The sequence below is a fragment of the Xanthomonas sp. LF06-19 genome, assembly GCF_034105425.1.
GTDB classification, from domain to species: domain Bacteria; phylum Pseudomonadota; class Gammaproteobacteria; order Xanthomonadales; family Xanthomonadaceae; genus Xanthomonas_A; species Xanthomonas_A sontii.
Map to the genome: position 1 here is coordinate 158,933 of NZ_JAXGGH010000005.1, position 15,727 is coordinate 174,659.

General features: G+C 69.1%; 15 protein-coding genes. 10 read left to right on the top strand and 5 right to left on the bottom strand.

Features of this window, described 5'->3' with window-relative positions; all coding sequences use genetic code 11:
- Positions 1-11: 11 nt before the first annotated feature.
- Positions 12-890, bottom strand: a complete 879-nt coding sequence (locus tag SLW55_RS11785; protein WP_152237775.1) for a PhzF family phenazine biosynthesis protein — start codon at positions 888-890, stop codon at positions 12-14.
- A 61-nt stretch (positions 891-951) separates the two neighbouring features.
- Entirely contained in the window at positions 952-1,293 is a 342-nt protein-coding gene (locus SLW55_RS11790) for a PhzF family phenazine biosynthesis protein (protein WP_320745174.1), read from the bottom strand.
- Between the two features lie 80 nt (positions 1,294-1,373).
- On the opposite strand from SLW55_RS11790, the gene SLW55_RS11795 reads away from it, so the two are divergent.
- The 5 genes from SLW55_RS11795 (at position 1,374) to SLW55_RS11815 (ending at position 8,199) form a co-directional block, all read left to right on the top strand.
- Positions 1,374-3,983 carry a bifunctional aspartate kinase/diaminopimelate decarboxylase gene (locus SLW55_RS11795; protein WP_320745175.1) on the top strand — a complete coding sequence of 870 codons (2,610 nt, stop codon included), beginning with the start codon at positions 1,374-1,376 and terminating at the stop codon, positions 3,981-3,983.
- The gene (locus SLW55_RS11800; protein WP_267095172.1) at positions 3,967-4,419 is read left to right on the top strand and encodes a hypothetical protein; all 453 of its coding nucleotides are present in this window, start codon (positions 3,967-3,969) and stop codon (positions 4,417-4,419) included. Before SLW55_RS11795 ends, SLW55_RS11800 begins: the two co-directional genes overlap by 17 nt.
- On the top strand, positions 4,416-5,771 hold the full coding sequence (gene murL, locus SLW55_RS11805; RefSeq protein ID WP_320745176.1) for a UDP-N-acetyl-alpha-D-muramoyl-L-alanyl-L-glutamate epimerase: 1,356 nt from the start codon (positions 4,416-4,418) through the stop codon (positions 5,769-5,771). The genes SLW55_RS11800 and murL overlap by 4 nt, the downstream gene beginning before the upstream one ends.
- Complete coding sequence (gene murD / locus SLW55_RS11810; RefSeq protein WP_267121089.1) at positions 5,752-7,188, top strand: UDP-N-acetylmuramoyl-L-alanine--D-glutamate ligase; 1,437 nt, start codon at positions 5,752-5,754, stop codon at positions 7,186-7,188. Before murL ends, murD begins: the two co-directional genes overlap by 20 nt.
- A gap of 207 nt (positions 7,189-7,395) precedes the next feature.
- Entirely contained in the window at positions 7,396-8,199 is an 804-nt protein-coding gene (locus SLW55_RS11815) for a dienelactone hydrolase family protein (protein ID WP_150410860.1), read from the top strand.
- A gap of 206 nt (positions 8,200-8,405) precedes the next feature.
- On the opposite strand, the gene SLW55_RS11820 is transcribed toward SLW55_RS11815, so the two are convergent.
- Positions 8,406-8,669, bottom strand: coding sequence for a helix-hairpin-helix domain-containing protein (locus tag SLW55_RS11820; RefSeq protein ID WP_320745177.1), 264 nt, complete (start codon positions 8,667-8,669; stop codon positions 8,406-8,408).
- A gap of 13 nt (positions 8,670-8,682) precedes the next feature.
- Entirely contained in the window at positions 8,683-9,681 is a 999-nt protein-coding gene (locus tag SLW55_RS11825) for a polyprenyl synthetase family protein (protein WP_320745178.1), read from the bottom strand.
- 281 nt (positions 9,682-9,962) lie between these two features.
- On the opposite strand from SLW55_RS11825, the gene SLW55_RS11830 reads away from it, so the two are divergent.
- The 5 genes from SLW55_RS11830 (at position 9,963) to SLW55_RS11850 (ending at position 15,319) form a co-directional block, all read left to right on the top strand.
- Positions 9,963-10,490 carry a single-stranded DNA-binding protein gene (locus SLW55_RS11830; protein WP_267093838.1) on the top strand — a complete coding sequence of 176 codons (528 nt, stop codon included), beginning with the start codon at positions 9,963-9,965 and terminating at the stop codon, positions 10,488-10,490.
- An 857-nt stretch (positions 10,491-11,347) separates the two neighbouring features.
- Complete coding sequence (locus SLW55_RS11835; RefSeq protein WP_295974024.1) at positions 11,348-12,244, top strand: TIM barrel protein; 897 nt, start codon at positions 11,348-11,350, stop codon at positions 12,242-12,244.
- 30 nt (positions 12,245-12,274) lie between these two features.
- Positions 12,275-13,960 carry a GMC family oxidoreductase gene (locus SLW55_RS11840; RefSeq protein ID WP_043095703.1) on the top strand — a complete coding sequence of 562 codons (1,686 nt, stop codon included), beginning with the start codon at positions 12,275-12,277 and terminating at the stop codon, positions 13,958-13,960.
- Positions 13,960-14,532 carry a gluconate 2-dehydrogenase subunit 3 family protein gene (locus SLW55_RS11845; RefSeq protein ID WP_320745179.1) on the top strand — a complete coding sequence of 191 codons (573 nt, stop codon included), beginning with the start codon at positions 13,960-13,962 and terminating at the stop codon, positions 14,530-14,532. The genes SLW55_RS11840 and SLW55_RS11845 overlap by 1 nt, the downstream gene beginning before the upstream one ends.
- A 43-nt stretch (positions 14,533-14,575) precedes the next feature.
- Positions 14,576-15,319: a DUF1080 domain-containing protein gene (locus SLW55_RS11850; RefSeq protein ID WP_191091420.1), complete on the top strand. Its 744-nt coding sequence runs from the start codon at positions 14,576-14,578 to the stop codon at positions 15,317-15,319.
- Positions 15,320-15,412: 93 nt separating this feature from the next.
- On the opposite strand, the gene SLW55_RS11855 is transcribed toward SLW55_RS11850, so the two are convergent.
- Positions 15,413-15,709, bottom strand: a complete 297-nt coding sequence (locus tag SLW55_RS11855) for a cytochrome c (RefSeq protein WP_026143968.1) — start codon at positions 15,707-15,709, stop codon at positions 15,413-15,415.
- Positions 15,710-15,727: the final 18 nt, after the last annotated feature.

Consider the following 15,727-nt stretch of genomic DNA (forward strand, 5'->3'; position numbering starts at 1 on the left):
GCGGCCGGCGATCAGGGCCAGTCGATGTGGCCTTCGATCACCGTCTGCACCTGTCCGCCGGACCACACCTCGCCGGCCTCGTCGACGCACAGCGTCAGCAGCGCATCGTGGCCGACCTCGCGGCCCTGGCTGGCGACGTAGCGGCCACCCTGGCCGGGCAGGGCCTTGCTGTGATCCAGCCATGCCGCCAGCACCGCATTGGCCGCGCCGGAGGCCGCATCCTCGAAGCGCCGGCCGTTGCCGACGAAGGCGCGCACGGCCACTGCATAGGCCTGGCCGCTGGCGCGCGCGTAGGCGAACACGCCCATGCTGGCGGTGCTTTCGGCCAGGGCGGCGATCGCATCCCAGTCCGGCGCCAGCGCGCGCAGCGCGGCTTCGTCGGCCACTTCGACCAGCCACCAGCAGCGGCCGCCGTCCATGCGCACCGGCGGCAGCGCGCCCAGCGTCCAGCCGCGCAGCGCCGCCTGCAGGCGTGGATCCGCGGCATCGGCGATCTCGGCCACCTGCGCGCGCGGGGTGCGGATGGCGATGCTGCGCACTCCGGCATCCACGTCGACCCGCAGCGGCAGCAGGCCGGCGATGCCGTCCTGGGTCAGGACGCCGTCGCGCGGGCTGGCGATGCCCGCTTCCAGCGCGACGTGCGCGGTGCCGACGCTGGGATGGCCGGCGAACGGCACTTCCTTCTGCGGGCTGAACATGCGCAGGCCGTAGCTGGCATCCGGCCGCGTCGGCGCGAACACGAAGGTGGTTTCCGGCAGGCGCGTCCAGCGCGCGATGGCCTGCATCGTGGCGGCGTCCAATCCATCGGCATCGAGCACGACGGCCAACGGATTGCCGTTGCCGGCGCGGGCGGAGAAGACATCGACCTGGAAGAAGCGGCGTGCGGCCATGAGGGGGAACTCCGGACTGCGGTGGGGGAGGCCGGAGCTTACCAAGCGATCTTGCCAGCGATCACCGCTTGCACCAGACCGCCGCTCCACACGTCTTCGCCATCGACCAGGAGTTCGACGCGGCTATCGCGCCCGAGTTCGCGTCCCTGGCTGGCGACGTCGCGCCCGCCGCCAAGGCGGCGCCGACGCTGGGGTGGCCAATCGCAGTTCGCCCTTGGGTGAAGATGCGAATACGGTAGTCCGCGCCCGCCTCTGGCGGCAGGAAGCACGCCGTCTCCGGGAGGTTCGGCCACGCCGCCAGCCGCTGCATGCGCGCTGCGTCCTGGTCGGCGGCATCGAGCGCCACGCCAGGCGCCGGGCTGGCGGAAAAGACGTCCAGTTGCAGGTAGCGGCGCTCGCTCATCGGCGCTCGGTTGGCAGTAGAATCGGGGGTTCCGCCCGCGCATGCGGGCGTTTTCCCCACATTCCAGACACCCCCACTCCATGTCAGCTTCCTCTCCTGTCGATCGCTGGATCGTCCTCAAGTTCGGCGGCACTTCGGTGTCGCGTCGTCATCGCTGGGACACGATTGGACGGCTGGCGAAAAAACGCGCGGAGGAGACCGGTGCGCGGGTGCTGGTGGTGGTGTCGGCCTTGTCCGGGGTCACCAACGAACTGACCGCGATCGCCGACGGCAGCGCCGACAGCGCGCAGCGCGTCGCCGCGCTGGAGCAGCGTCACCGCGAGTTCCTGGCCGAACTGGAACTGGACGCCGAGGCGGTGCTGGGCGAACGCCTGGCGGCGCTGCGCGGCCTGCTCGCCGATCCGCGCGCCGCCGAGCGCACGCTGGACTGGCAGGCCGAGGTGCTGGGGCAGGGCGAGTTGCTGTCCTCGACCCTGGGCGCGGCCTACCTGCGTGCCAACGGCCTGGACATGGGCTGGATGGACGCGCGGCAATGGCTGGACGCGCTGCCGCCGCAGCCGAACCAGAGCGCCTGGTCGCGGCGCCTGTCGGTATCGTGCCAGTGGCAGTCCGATCCGCAGTGGCGCGCGCGCTTCGTCGCCCAGCCCACGCGCATGCTGATCACCCAGGGCTTCATCGCCCGGCACGAGGACGGCGGCACCGCCATCCTCGGCCGCGGCGGCTCGGATACCTCGGCGGCGTATTTCGGCGCGCTGCTCGGCGCCAGCCGGGTCGAGATCTGGACCGACGTGCCCGGCATGTTCAGCGCCAATCCGCGCGAAGTGCCGGATGCGCGCCTGCTGACCCGCCTGGACTATTACGAAGCGCAGGAAATCGCCACCACCGGCGCCAAGGTGCTGCACCCGCGCTCGATCAAGCCGTGCCGCGACGGCGGCGTGCCGATGGCGATCCTGGACACCGAGCGCCCGGAGCTGCCCGGCACCAGCATCGACGGCAACGCCCGCACCGTGCCCGGGGTCAAGGCGATCAGCCGCCGCAACGGCATCGTGCTGGTGTCGATGGAAGGCATCGGCATGTGGCAGCAGGTCGGCTTCCTGGCCGACGTGTTCGCGCTGTTCAAGAAGCACGGGCTGTCGGTGGACCTGATCGGCTCGGCCGAGACCAACGTCACCGTGTCGCTGGACCCGAGCGAGAACCTGGTCAACACCGACGTGCTGGCCGCGCTTTCGGCCGACCTGGCGGAGATCTGCCGGGTCAAGATCATCGTGCCGTGCGCCGCGATCACCCTGGTCGGGCGCGGCATGCGCTCGCTGCTGCACAAGCTCTCGGACGTGTGGGCCACGTTCGGCAAGGAGCGCGTGCACATGATCTCGCAGTCGTCCAACGACCTGAACCTGACCTTCGTCATCGACGAGACCGACGCCGACGGGTTGCTGCCGATCCTGCACGCCGAACTGATCGACAGCGGCGCGATGCCGGTGGAAGAGACCGAGGTGTTCGGCCCGCGCTGGCGCGAGATCGCCGGCACGGTGCGGCCGCGGCCGGTGCCGTGGTGGCAGGGCGAGCGCGCGCATCTGCTGCGTCTGGCCGAGGCCGGCACGCCGCGCTACATCTATCACCTGCCGACCTTGCGCGAACGCGCGCGCGCGCTCAAGGCGATCGCCGCGGTGGACCAGCGCTACTACGCAATCAAGGCCAACGCGCATCCGGCGATCCTGCAGACCCTGGTCGAGGAAGGCTTCGGCCTGGAGTGCGTTTCGCACGGCGAGCTGCGCCGGGTGTTCGAGATCGTGCCGGAGCTGTCGCCGCGCCGCGTGCTGTTCACCCCCAGCTTCGCGCCCCGCGCCGAGTACGAAGCCGCGTTCGCGCTGGGCGTGACCGTGACCGTGGACAACGTCGAGGCGCTGCAGCGCTGGCCGGAGCTGTTCCGTGGCCGCAGCCTGTGGCTGCGCATCGACCTGGGCCATGGCGACGGCCACCACGAGAAGGTCAACACTGGCGGCAAGGCCTCCAAGTTCGGCCTGTCGGCGACCCGCGTCGACGAGTTCGTGGAGGCCGCGCGCGCGCTGGACATCCGCATCGTCGGCCTGCACGCGCACCTGGGCAGCGGCGTGGAGACCGTGCAGCACTGGCGGCGCATGTGCGACGAGCTGGCCGGCTTCGCCCGGCGCATCGGCAGCGTCGAGGTCATCGACATCGGCGGCGGCCTGCCGATCCCGTACAGCGCCGACGACGAACCGTTCGACCTGGAGACCTTCGCCCAGGGCCTGGCCGAGGCCAAGGCCGTGCATCCGGCGTTCCGCCTGGCGATCGAGCCGGGCCGCTATCTGGTCGCCGAATGCGGCGTGCTGCTGGCCCGCGCCACCCAGGTGATCGACAAGGACGGCATCCGTCGGGTCGGTCTGGATGCCGGCATGAACACCTTGATCCGCCCGGCGCTGTACGACGCCTGGCACGACGTGGCGAACCTGAGCCGCCTGGAACAGCCGGCCGAGACCGTGTTCGACGTGGTCGGGCCGATCTGCGAATCCAGCGACGTGTTCGGCAAGCGCCGGCGCCTGCCGGCGGGCACCGCGCCAGACGACGTGATGCTGATCGCCGATACCGGCGCCTACGGCTACAGCATGGCCAGCACCTACAACCAGCGCGAATTGCCCCGCGAGGAGGCGATCGATGGGCACGCAGACTGAATTCGTCGCGGGCAGCGCCGCGGCCGGCGCGCTTGCGATGGTGGCTGCCACCGCGGTGGATCAGTCGGGTACGTCGCTGCCGTGGACCGACAGCCTGAAGTGGGCGTTGCCGGCGTTGGCCGCCGCTGCCATCGGCGCATGGCTGGCGGTGCGCTGGCAGCGCCGCGGGCCCGCGGCGAGCACCGGCGCGCTGGCCCTGCGCACCTCGCTCCTGGCCGCGTTGGCCTACGTGCCGGCGCTGGCGCTGTATGTGCTGGTGGCCGTGCTGGCCTCCGCCGCGTCGGTGCCGGCCGGACAGCACTGGCAACTGCTGCTGATGGCGTTCGTATTCGGCTGCCTGCCGCTGCTGTGGGCCGCCTTGCCGTTTTCGATGCTCGAATTTCTTCTGTGCCGCCGCTACTTGCGGCACACCCGTGTGCTTGCAGGACGTCCATGACCGCTTTCGACAAACAGCAGATCGCCACCTTCCGCTTCGTGCGCTGCGGCTTCGACGCCGACAGCGGCGTGGCGCGCCTGGTCTATGCGTTCGACGACGGCCCGGAGCTGGTGGAGACCATCACCGTGCCCGGCGCGCCGTTCACGCTCGACCCGGCGCGCGCGCAGGCGGCACAGCGCGCCCTGCGCCTGCTGCACCTGATCGCCGGCGTCAGCTACTACAAGGCGGCGGTGCCGCCGCGCATCGTCATCGACGACTACGCCATCGATGCCGAGACCGCCGCGCTGCTGGACAGCGTGTACCTGCATGGCCTGGGCGAGTTCGCCTATCGCAACGGCCTGGACCTGCGCGGGCGCATCCGCTTCCCGGCCGCGGACGCCGAGGCGGCCGACGCCACGGCGCTGGGGCTGCGCGACCAGGCGCTGGTGGCGATCGGCGGCGGCAAGGATTCGCTGGTCAGCATCGAGGCGTTGCGCGCGGCCGGCGTGGCGCAGACGGTGACCTGGATCGGCGGCTCGCAGCTGATCCGCGCCTGCGCCGAGCGCACCGGGCTGCCGACCTTGAACATCGGCCGCACGCTGGCGCCGGAGCTGTTCGAGCTGAACCGTCAGGGCGCGTGGAACGGCCACATCCCGGTGACCGCAGTGAACTCGGCGATCCTGGTGTTTGCCGCGGTGCTGCACGACGCCGGCCAGGTGGTGTTCTCCAACGAACATTCGGCCAGCTACGGCAGCCAGATCGCCGGCACCGGCGAGGTCAACCACCAGTGGTCCAAGGGCTGGGCTTTCGAGCAGGCGTTCGCTACGCAGGTGCAGCGCTACGTGGCCGCGGACCTGCGCTACTACTCGCTGCTGCGTCCGCTGTCGGAACTGGCGGTGGCGCGGCAGTTCGCCAAGACCGATCACTACGACGCGCATTTCTCCAGCTGCAACCGCAATTTCCACATCCTCGGCGAGCGCCCGGCGCACCGTTGGTGCGGGGTCTGCCCGAAGTGTCACTTCGTGTTCCTGGCGCTGGCGCCGTTCATGCCGAAGACACGGCTGGTGCGCATCTTCGGCCGCAACCTGCTCGACGACGCCGGTCAGGCCGGCGGCTTCGACGCGCTGCTGGAGTTCCAGGACCACAAGCCGTTCGAGTGCGTCGGCGAAGGCCGCGAGTCGCGCGCGGCGATGGCGGCGCTGGCGGCGCGTGCGGAATGGAAGGAGGACGCGCTGGTGGCGCGTTTCATCCGCGAGATCCAGCCGCAGCTCGACCCCGCCGACCTGCGCGTGGAGCCGCTGCTGGAACTGGACGCGCAGCACCGCATCCCGGCCGACCTGTGGGAACGCGTGCGTGCGAATTTCGCAGCTTGAGTCGCAGCGCGTCGCGCTGTGGGGCTGGGGTCGCGAGGGCCGTGCAGCGTATGCGGCCGTGCGTGGCTGGGAAGCAGGAATTGGGAACGCGGAATCGCCACGCGCGCTGCCGCTGACGGTGTTCTGTTCGGCTGAGGAGGCCGCGGAGATCGCCGCGCTGCACGATCCTGCGTTGCATGTCGAGACCGAGGCCAGCGCCGAGTGCCTGGCCGCGTTCGATGTGGTGATCAAGTCGCCCGGGATCAGTCCGTACCGGCCCGAGGCACAGGCCGCCGCGGCGCGCGGCACGCGCTTCATCGGCGGCACCGCGCTGTGGTTCGCCGAACACGCCGGCGCTGACGGCGTGGTGCCCGGCAGCGTCTGCGTCACCGGCACCAAGGGCAAGAGCACCACCACCGCGCTGCTGGCGCACCTGCTGCGCGCCGGCGGCCATCGCACCGGCCTGGTCGGCAACATCGGCGTGCCGCTGCTGGAAGTGCTGGCGCCGATGCCGCCGCCGCAGTACTGGGCGGTCGAACTGTCCAGTTACCAGACCGGCGATGTCGCCCGCAGCGGCGCGCGGCCGCAGCTGGCGCTGGTGCTGAACCTGTTTCCCGAGCATCTGGACTGGCACGGCAGCCAGGCGCGCTACATCGCCGACAAGCTCGAGCTGGTCACCCATGCGCGGCCGCGCCTCGCCCTGCTCAACGCCGCCGATCCGCAACTGGCCGCCCTGCAGTTGCCCGACAGCGAGGTGCGCTGGTTCAACCGCGAGGACGGCTGGCACATGCGCGGCGAGGTGGTCTACCGCGGCGACAGCGCGGTGTACGACAGCGCGCAGGCGCCGCTGCCGGGCCGGCACAACCGCGGCAACCTGTGCGCGGTGCTGGCCGCGGTGGAGGCGCTGGGCCTGGATGCGGCGGCGCTGGCGCCGGCGGCCGATCGTTTCCGGCCGCTGCCGAACCGGCTGCAGACCCTGGGCACGCGCGATGGCGTGACCTATGTGAACGACTCGATCAGCACCACGCCGCATGCCAGCCTCGCGGCGCTGGAGTGCTTCCGCGGGCGGCGCATCGCGCTGCTGGTGGGCGGCCACGACCGCGGCCTGGACTGGCAGGACTTCGCCGACCACATGCGCGATGGCGGGGCACCGCTGGAGATCGTCACCCTGGGCGCCAACGGCCCGCGCATCCACGCGCTGCTGGCGCCGCTGGCCGCCGACGCCGGCTTCGGCCTGCATGCCGCGGCCGACCTGGCGGAGGCGGTGGCGCTGGCGCGCGCGGCGCTGGGCGAGCAGGGCGGCGTGGTGCTGCTGTCGCCCGGTGCGCCCAGCTTCGGCGCCTACCGCGACTACGTGGCGCGCGGCCGCCATTTCGCCGCGCTGGCCGGGTTCGACCCGGATGCGATCAGCGCCATTCCGGGGCTGGGCATCGCCTGAGCCTCGGCGCGGCGTCGGCGCACGCGGTCGCTGATGTCGCTGTCCGTCATGGGGGCGGCGGAAAGAGCATGCCCGGAAGCATTCGCCGGGCCGCCATGCGACGGCGCTGTGCGCCTTGTCCCATCGCCATCGCCGGCCGCCGTCGCCCTCACCTCGACGTGCATGGCACGTTCTAGACTGCCGCCTGGTTCCCACGGGAGAAGGGCGATGCGCATACGATCGATGCTGCGGTGGACCGGTCTGCTCGGGCTGGCCTTGGTGCTGCCGCTGCCGGCCTGGGCGGCGATGCAGGCCAAGCCGGTGGAGTGGCAGGTCGGCAAGGACACCTTCAGCGGCGTGCTGGTCTACGACGATGCCGACCACGACACGCGCCCCGGCCTGGTGATGGTGCCGAACTGGCGCGGCGTCAACGACTCCGCGGTGGAGAAGGCCAAGCGCCTGGCCGGCGACGACTACGTGGTGCTGGTGGCCGACGTCTACGGCAAGGGCAAGCGACCCGCCAACGATACCGAGGCCGGGCAGTTCGCCGGCGCGTTGAAGAAGGATCCGGCCACGCTGCGCGCGCGGGCGTTGGCGGCGGTGGCGGCGCTGAAGGCGCAGGCCGGCAAGGCACCGCTGGATCCGGCCCGGATCGGTGCGGTCGGCTTCTGCTTCGGCGGCACCACGGTGCTGGAACTGGTCCGTGCCGGTGCGCCGCTCGCCGGCGTGGTCAGCCTGCACGGTGGCCTGGCCACGGCGGCACCGGCAGCCGCAGGCAGCGCCAAGGCACCGGTGCTGGTGCTCAATGGTGCCGACGACAAGAGTGTGAGTCGCGACGATATCGCCGCCTTCGAGCAGGAAATGAACGGCGCCGGCGCCGACTGGCAGTTCGTCAACTTCAGCGGTGCCGTGCATTGCTTCGCCGAAGCCGACGCCAACAGCCCGCCGGGCTGCCAGTACAACCCGCGTGCGGCCAAGCGTGCCTACCGGATGCTCGAGGACTTCTTCGAGGAGCGGTTCGGGCGGGAGTAGGGAGGTGCCTCGCGCTGCGCGCTTGGCGGGATTGGGGATTGGTAAAAGCGGACCGTCGGTGCCGCCCAACTGATCGGTTGGTGTGGCGAGCCCGTAGCGCTTCAGGCGTCAACCAAGCCGCCGTTGCGAATCCCCAATCCCGAATCACCAATCCCCTCCGGCGCGCGGCTGCGCGCCGATGGCGGCTAAATGGGCCCAATAGGCCCTTAAGGTGTCTTGGTGGAGTGCTTGAGCAAGTGCGCCTGCGCCGCGGCGATGGCGCCGCTCATGGCCGCGCGCGCTTGCGGGCTGTTGCGCCAGCAGGTGGAGCCGAGCAGCGCCGCGGCCTGTTCGGTGAGTTGCCGTGCATCGCAGGCGGCTAGCGCCTGCAGCGAGTGCACGCCCAATTGTTCCAGGCGCGCGACCACGGTGGGACCGACGCCTTTCACCGCCAGCAGTACGGCGCGGTCCTCGGCGTCAAAGGCGATCATGCCCGGGCAGCGCTCAGTGACTGCGCTCGACCGCGTAGCGCGCCAGGCCGCGCAGGGCGGCCACGGCCTCGTTCTCGGGCAGGCCGTCCAGGGCGCGTTCGGCGGCGGCGGCGTAGTCGGCCGCGCGGCGGCGGCTGTAGTCGATGCCGCCGCTGGCCTCGATCGCCGCCAGCACCTCGGGCATCGCGCTGGCGTCGCCCTGTTCGACGATCTGGCGCAGGCGCGCGCGGGTGGCGTCGTCGGCATGCGCCATGGCGTGGATCAGCGGCAGCGTGGCCTTGCCCTCGGCCAGGTCGTCGCCCAGGTTCTTACCCAGGTCGGCGGCGTCGGCGGTGTAGTCGAGCACGTCGTCGGCGATCTGGAACGCATAGCCCAGCTGCATGCCGTAGTCGTACAGGCGCTCCTGCACCGCCTCGCTGGCACCGGAGGCCAGCGCGCCAAGCCGGGTGCCGGCGGCGAACAGCACCGCGGTCTTGCGCTCGATCACGCGCAGGTAGGCGGCTTCGTCGGTGTCGGGGTTGTGCACGTGCAGCAGCTGCAGCACCTCGCCCTCGGCGATGCGGTTGGTGGTGTCGGCCAGCAGGCGCATCACCGCCATGCTGTCCAGCTCCACCATCAGCTGGAAGCTGCGCGAGTACAGGAAGTCGCCAACCAGCACGCTGGGCGCATTGCCCCACAGCGCGTTGGCGGTGCTGCGGCCGCGGCGCAGGTCCGATTCGTCCACCACATCGTCGTGCAGCAGGGTCGAGGTGTGGATGAATTCGATGATCGCCGCCAACTGGTGCTGCATCGGCCCGCCGGCGCCGCAGGCGCGGCCGGCCAGCACCACCAGCATCGGCCGCAGGCGCTTGCCGCCGGCGGAGACGATGTGGTCGGCGATCTGGTTGATCAGCACGACGTCCGAGGACAGGCGGCGGCGGATCAGGGCGTCCACCTCGGCCATGTCCGGCGCGGCGAGCATCTGGATCTGGGGCAGGCCCAGGGCGGAGCTGGGGGATTCGGCGATGCTCATGCGGACAGGACTGGAAACGTGCGCAAAGTATAGGCTGCGCGGCCACATCCGTCCCGTTGTGGGCCGGGGCAGGGGGCGGAGAGCTTGCCGTGCCTGGGTTTGCAGCGCCCGGCGGGAGGCGTGCCGGCAGGATTCCGACAGCCCAATGCGGCGTTTTCCGGGGCGCCCGCGGGCGCCTGGCGCAGGCCGGTCCGGCCCGGCGATGTTAGGATTGCTCCCCGAAATCTTCTTTACCGCTCTGCGTGCCCCCTGGCCGCGGAGACCCCAGACGGAAGCAGCTCATGGCCCGCGGCATCAACAAAGTCATCCTCGTCGGCAACCTCGGCAACGATCCCGACATCAAGTACACCCAGGCCGGCATGGCCATCACCCGCATCAGCCTGGCCACCACCAGCGTGCGCAAGGACCGCGACGGCAACCAGCAGGAACGCACCGAGTGGCATCGCGTGGTGTTTTTCGGAAAGCTCGGTGAGATCGCCGGCGAGTACCTGCGCAAGGGCAGCTCGGTCTACGTCGAAGGCTCGATCCGCTACGACAAGTACACCGGCCAGGACGGCGTGGAGAAGTACTCCACCGACATCGTCGCCGACGAGATGCAGATGCTCGGCGGCCGCGGCGAGGGCGGTGGCGGCGGCATGGGCGGCGGCGACCGTCCGCAGCGCTCGGCGCCGCCGCGCCAGGAACGCTCCGGCATGGGCGGTGGTGGCGGTGGTGGCGGCGGGCAGGATTACGCGCCGCGCCGGCAGCAGCCGGCCCCGCAGCAGTCCGCACCGATGGACGACTTCGCGGACGACGATATTCCGTTCTGATCTTTCGTCGTTCCTGCGATGCAAACAGACCCCGGCAAGCCATTGTGCTTGGCGGGGTTTTTTCTGTTTTGGCGAGGTGTTTTCCTTTCTAGCGCGAGTCTGTCCGGTCCTCCAAGGCAGGCGATATGAAGCCAGACGGTATCGGTCGACTGGAGTGGTCACACGTACCGTGCTTTTCACCGCTGGCGATTGGGGGCGGAGCGTGCGTGCAAGCGGCGAGTGCCCTGCTGTTCTTGCCTTCAAAACGGGGTCGGTTGCCAGCGTCGCGTCGTGCCCAGTCGCCTCAGCAACGCCTTGGCGCGGCTTTCGTGCCGAGTCCATGCTATCGCTCAACGCCGGCCGACCCGGCTGCAACGGGGAAGGTGTCGTAGGGGCTGCTTTAGCGGCGACAGGCTTTCCGATGAAAGCCATCGCGGCTAAAGCCGCTTCTGCGAAAAGCACATTGGCGTCGCTCGCCGCTACACCACGATCCTCACCACATGAATGCGCATGGCAACGCGGCGGAGGTGTCCTGAAGCTCCAGGTCCGACCTCCCATCCCCGCCGCCTTGCAGGCGATTTAGCGCCTTAGTCCCAGGGAGGAACCACGGGTCCGTCGGTATCTCGCCATGCGTCGCCTGCTCGAGCAGGTTCACCAAATACCCGTTTGTTTGTCGCTCTACGTCTCGCTGCACAACTCCGTACGTCACCCGAAATTCCATCGCCGTCATGACGACTGACGCCACAGGCGTTGTGCCCTGCAGCATGTGGTTTCGTGCAGTGCGTCTTGCAAAAGCGCAATTCACTGCTCTATGGTTCAATCGATTGAATCGCGGCGAATCGTCAGCGTTTGAGACCGGTTGGGAGGCCGGAAGGTGGATGTCTATCCATTCGATCGGACCGGCGCCGGCCTCGGGCTTCACGAGGCGCGACGCGCTGCGCATGGCGGTCGCCGGGAGCCTTGGCCTTGGTGCGATGGGCATGCTGCCAGCGCTTGCGGCGGCTACGCCGCTCAAGGGCAACCTGAAGCAGTCTGTCGCCCGCTGGACGTTTCCGCAGCTGTCGACCGCACAGCTTTGCCAGGTGGTGAAGGGCCTGGGGTTCGCCGCCATCGATCTGGTGGGCCCGGCGGATTGGCCCACGCTGAAGGCGCATGGCGTGTGCAGCGCGATGTGCAATGGCGCGGAACTCGGCCTGGACAAGGGCTTTGCCGGCAGCCAGTTCCACGATGCGCTGGTCGAGCGCTACACGCGGCACATCGACCTGGTGGCCGACGCCGGCTATCGCAACCTCATCTGTTTTTCCGGCAACCGGAATGGCATGGATCCCCAGGAGGGCATGGCCCACGCCGAAGTCGGACTCAAGCGCATCCTCGGGCATGCCGAGAAGCGCGGGGTCGTGCTGGTGATGGAGCTGCTGAACTCCAAGGTCGATCATCACGACTATCTGTGCGACCACTCCGCCTGGGGCGTGGAGCTGTGCCAGCGGATCGGCTCGGACCATTTCGGCCTGCTGTACGACATCTACCACATGCAGATCATGGAGGGCGACATCATCGCCACCATCGGCAAGCATCACGCGTGCTTCAAGCATTACCACACCGCCGGCGTCCCGGGCCGGCACGAGATCGGGGACGATCAGGAGCTCCACTATCCCGCCATCTGTCGCGCGATCCGCGATACCGGTTTCGATGGCTATCTGGCGCAGGAATTCGTTCCTACCGCGCCGGATCCCGTCGGCTCGCTGCGCGAGGCGATCCGCCTCTGCGATGTCTGAAACGCTATCCACCGAGGTGAAGTAGAACCCATGGCAGACAATCATTACGACGCCATCGTCGTTGGCTCGGGCATCAGTGGCGGTTGGGCGGCGAAGGAGCTGACCGAGAAGGGACTCAAGGTCCTGATGCTGGAACGCGGACGCAACATCGAGCACGTCAAGGACTACGTCAACGCGATGAAGGAGGCGTGGGATTTCCCGCACCGCAACCGCCCGACCCAGGCGATGAAGGCCGATTATCCGGTGCTGATGCGCGACTACGCCCTGGTCGAGAACCTGCAGGGGATGTGGGCCAACGAAAAGGAATCGCCCTACACCGAGATCAAGCGATTCGACTGGTTCCGCGGCTATCACGTGGGCGGCCGCTCGCTGATGTGGGGACGGCAGAGCTATCGCCTGTCGGACCTGGATTTCGAGGCGAACCTGAAGGACGGCATCGCCACCGATTGGCCGATCCGTTACGCCGACCTCGCACCCTGGTACGACCACGTGGAGAAGTTCGCCGGCATCGCCGGCACGCGCGAGGGACTGGACGTGTTGCCGGACGGCGAGTTCCTGCCGCCGATCCCGTTGAACATCGTCGAGAAGGACGTCGCCGCGCGGATCAAGAAGGCCTTTGGCGGCACCCGGCACCTGATCCACTCGCGCACCGCCAACATCACCCAGCCCAAGGTCGAGCAGGGCCGCGTCAACTGCCAGTATCGCAACAAGTGCATCCTGGGCTGTCCCTTCGGCGCCTATTTCTCGACCCAGGCGGCCACGCTGCCGGCGGCCATGAAGACGGGCAACCTGACCCTGCGGCCGTTCTCGATCGTCAAGGAGGTGCTCTACGACAAGGACCGCAAGCGTGCGCGCGGCGTGGAGATCATCGACGCCGAGAGCGGACAGACCTACCAGTACACGGCCAATGTCATCTTCCTCAACGCGTCCTCGTTCAATTCGACCTGGCTGCTGATGAACTCGGCCACCGATGTCTGGGACGGCGGCCTGGGGTCGTCGTCGGGCGAGCTCGGGCACAACGTGATGGACCATCATTTCGGCGCCGGTGCCTCCGGCCGGGTCGAGGGCTACGAGGACAAGTACTACTTCGGCCGCCGTCCCTGCGGCTTCTACATCCCCCGGTTCCGCAATGTCGCCATGGACAAGCGCGGTTACCTGCGCGGCTTCGGCTACCAGGGCGGTGCGAGCCGCACCGGCTGGTCGCGCGAGATCGCCGAGCTGAACATCGGCGCCGACCTGAAGGAGGCGCTGACCGTGCCAGGCGACTGGAGCATCGGCATGACCGGATTCGGCGAAATGCTGCCGCACCACGACAACACGATTCGCCTGGATCCGCAGCGCAAGGACAAATGGGGGCTGCCGGTGCTGGCGATGGACGTTGCCATGCGCGAGAACGAAAAGGCCATGCGCAAGGACATGGCCGCCGATGCCGCCGAGATGCTGGAGGCGGCCGGCGTCAAGGACGTGAAGATGCACGATGGCGACTACGCGCCGGGCAAGGGCATCCATGAGATGGGCACCGCACGCATGGGCCGGGATCGCAAGAACTCCGTGCTGAATCAGTACAACCAGGTGTGGGACGCACCGAACGTCTACGTGACCGATGGCGCCTGCATGACCTCCAGCGGCTGCGTGAATCCTTCGCTGACCTACATGGCGCTGACCGCACGTGCCGCCGATCATGCCGTGCGCGAACTGAAAGCGGGGAACCTGTGATGGAACGTCGCGAACTGCTGAAGATGATCTTTGCCGCCACCGGCGCGGCGATGGTCGGCCTGCCCGCGCTCGCCCCGGCACAGGCGTCGGCCGCGGGGACGAAGGTGCTGTTCTCCGCCGCCGAGATCGGCACGCTGGACGAGATCGCCGAGACCATCCTGCCGCGGACCAAGACGCCGGGGGCGAAGGACGCCGGTGCCGGCGCGTTCATGGCGAAATTCGTCACCGACTGCTACACCCCGCGGCAGCAGGCGACGTTCCGCGCCGGCCTGGCCGAGATCGACAAACGTGCCGGCGGCCGATTCGTGTCGCTCACCCCGCAGGCGCGCGCCGAACTGCTGCGCGCCCTGGATGCGGAGGCCAAGGCAAAGGCCGTCGACGTGACCGACACCGGCACCGCCGACACGGCGGACGCGATGCCGCATCCCTTCACCATGATCAAGCAGCTGACCATCTTCGGCTTCTTCACCTCCGAGGTCGGCGCGACCGAAGTGCTGCGCTACGTCGCGGTACCGGGCCGCTATGAAGACATCGCCTACGTTCCCGGCACGCCCGCCTGGGCCACTGGCTGATGGAGCGCCACGCTTCGCCCTTCCTCCTTTTCCTGGAAACACGATGACCAGATCCCTGCTGATGGCGGCCTGCCTGCTGGCCGTGGCGCCTGCGGTCGCGCAGGCCGACGGCGACCCCGCACGCGATCCTGCCAAGACCGAAGTGTGGAAGCCCGTGCCCGCGACCGTGGCCACGCCCCCGGGCGGCGCGCCCTCCGACGCGATCGTGCTGTTCGATGGCAAGGATCTGTCGGCCTGGGAGTCGGAGCAGGGCGGACGCGTGCCCTGGAGCGTCGCCGACGGCGCAATGACCGTGGTGCCGGGCAGCAAGGGCATCCGCACCAAGCAAGGCTTCTGCGACATCCAGTTGCATGTCGAGTGGCGTACGCCCACCGCGACGCGCGGATTCGACGGCCAGCAGCGCGGGAACAGCGGCATCTTCCTGCAGGAGCTGTATGAGTTGCAGGTGCTCGACAGCTACAACAACCCGACCTATGCCAATGGCCAGGCCGGTGCGATCTACAAGCAGGCCATTCCGCTGGTGAATGCCTCGCGTGCGCCGGGCCAGTGGCAGGTGTACGACATCATCTGGAAGGCGCCGCGTTTCTCGCAGGGCGGCGGGCTCACGTCACCCGCCCGCATCACCGTCCTGCACAACGGCGTGCTGGTGCAGAACGACACCGTGCTGGCGGGCAAGACCGAATACATCGGCGCGCCGTCGTACGCGCCGCATGGATGCGCGCCGATCTTCCTGCAGGAGCACGATTCCAAGGTCAGCTACCGCAACATCTGGGTGCGCGAGCTGTAGCGCCGGCGCCGTCGGCGCCGATCGCCTGGGGTGTGTCGGCGATCCCGGGTATGCCGTGCTCAACGCGGCATACCCGGGAATGGAGGGCGCGCCCTACTGCGCCAGAAAGCTGGCGAGGTCGTCGACCTCCTGTTGCGACAGCTGCGAAAACGGCGGCATCAGCCCGCCGCCGTTGCGGATCTTCTCCTTGATCTGCGCGGGCTGCAGGCGCTTGCCCACGTCGGTCAGCGCGGGGAAGGTGGGCGGGACGCCCGCGCGATTCGCGCCATGGCAGGCCGTGCAATGGTTCGCGTAGAGCTGCGCGCCGGCCGCCGGGTCGTCCTTGGACCAGGCCTTGGGCGCAAGCGTCGCCCCCAGCAGCACCACGGCCATCGTCGTGATCGTTTTCAAGCGGAACTCCTTTGCGTG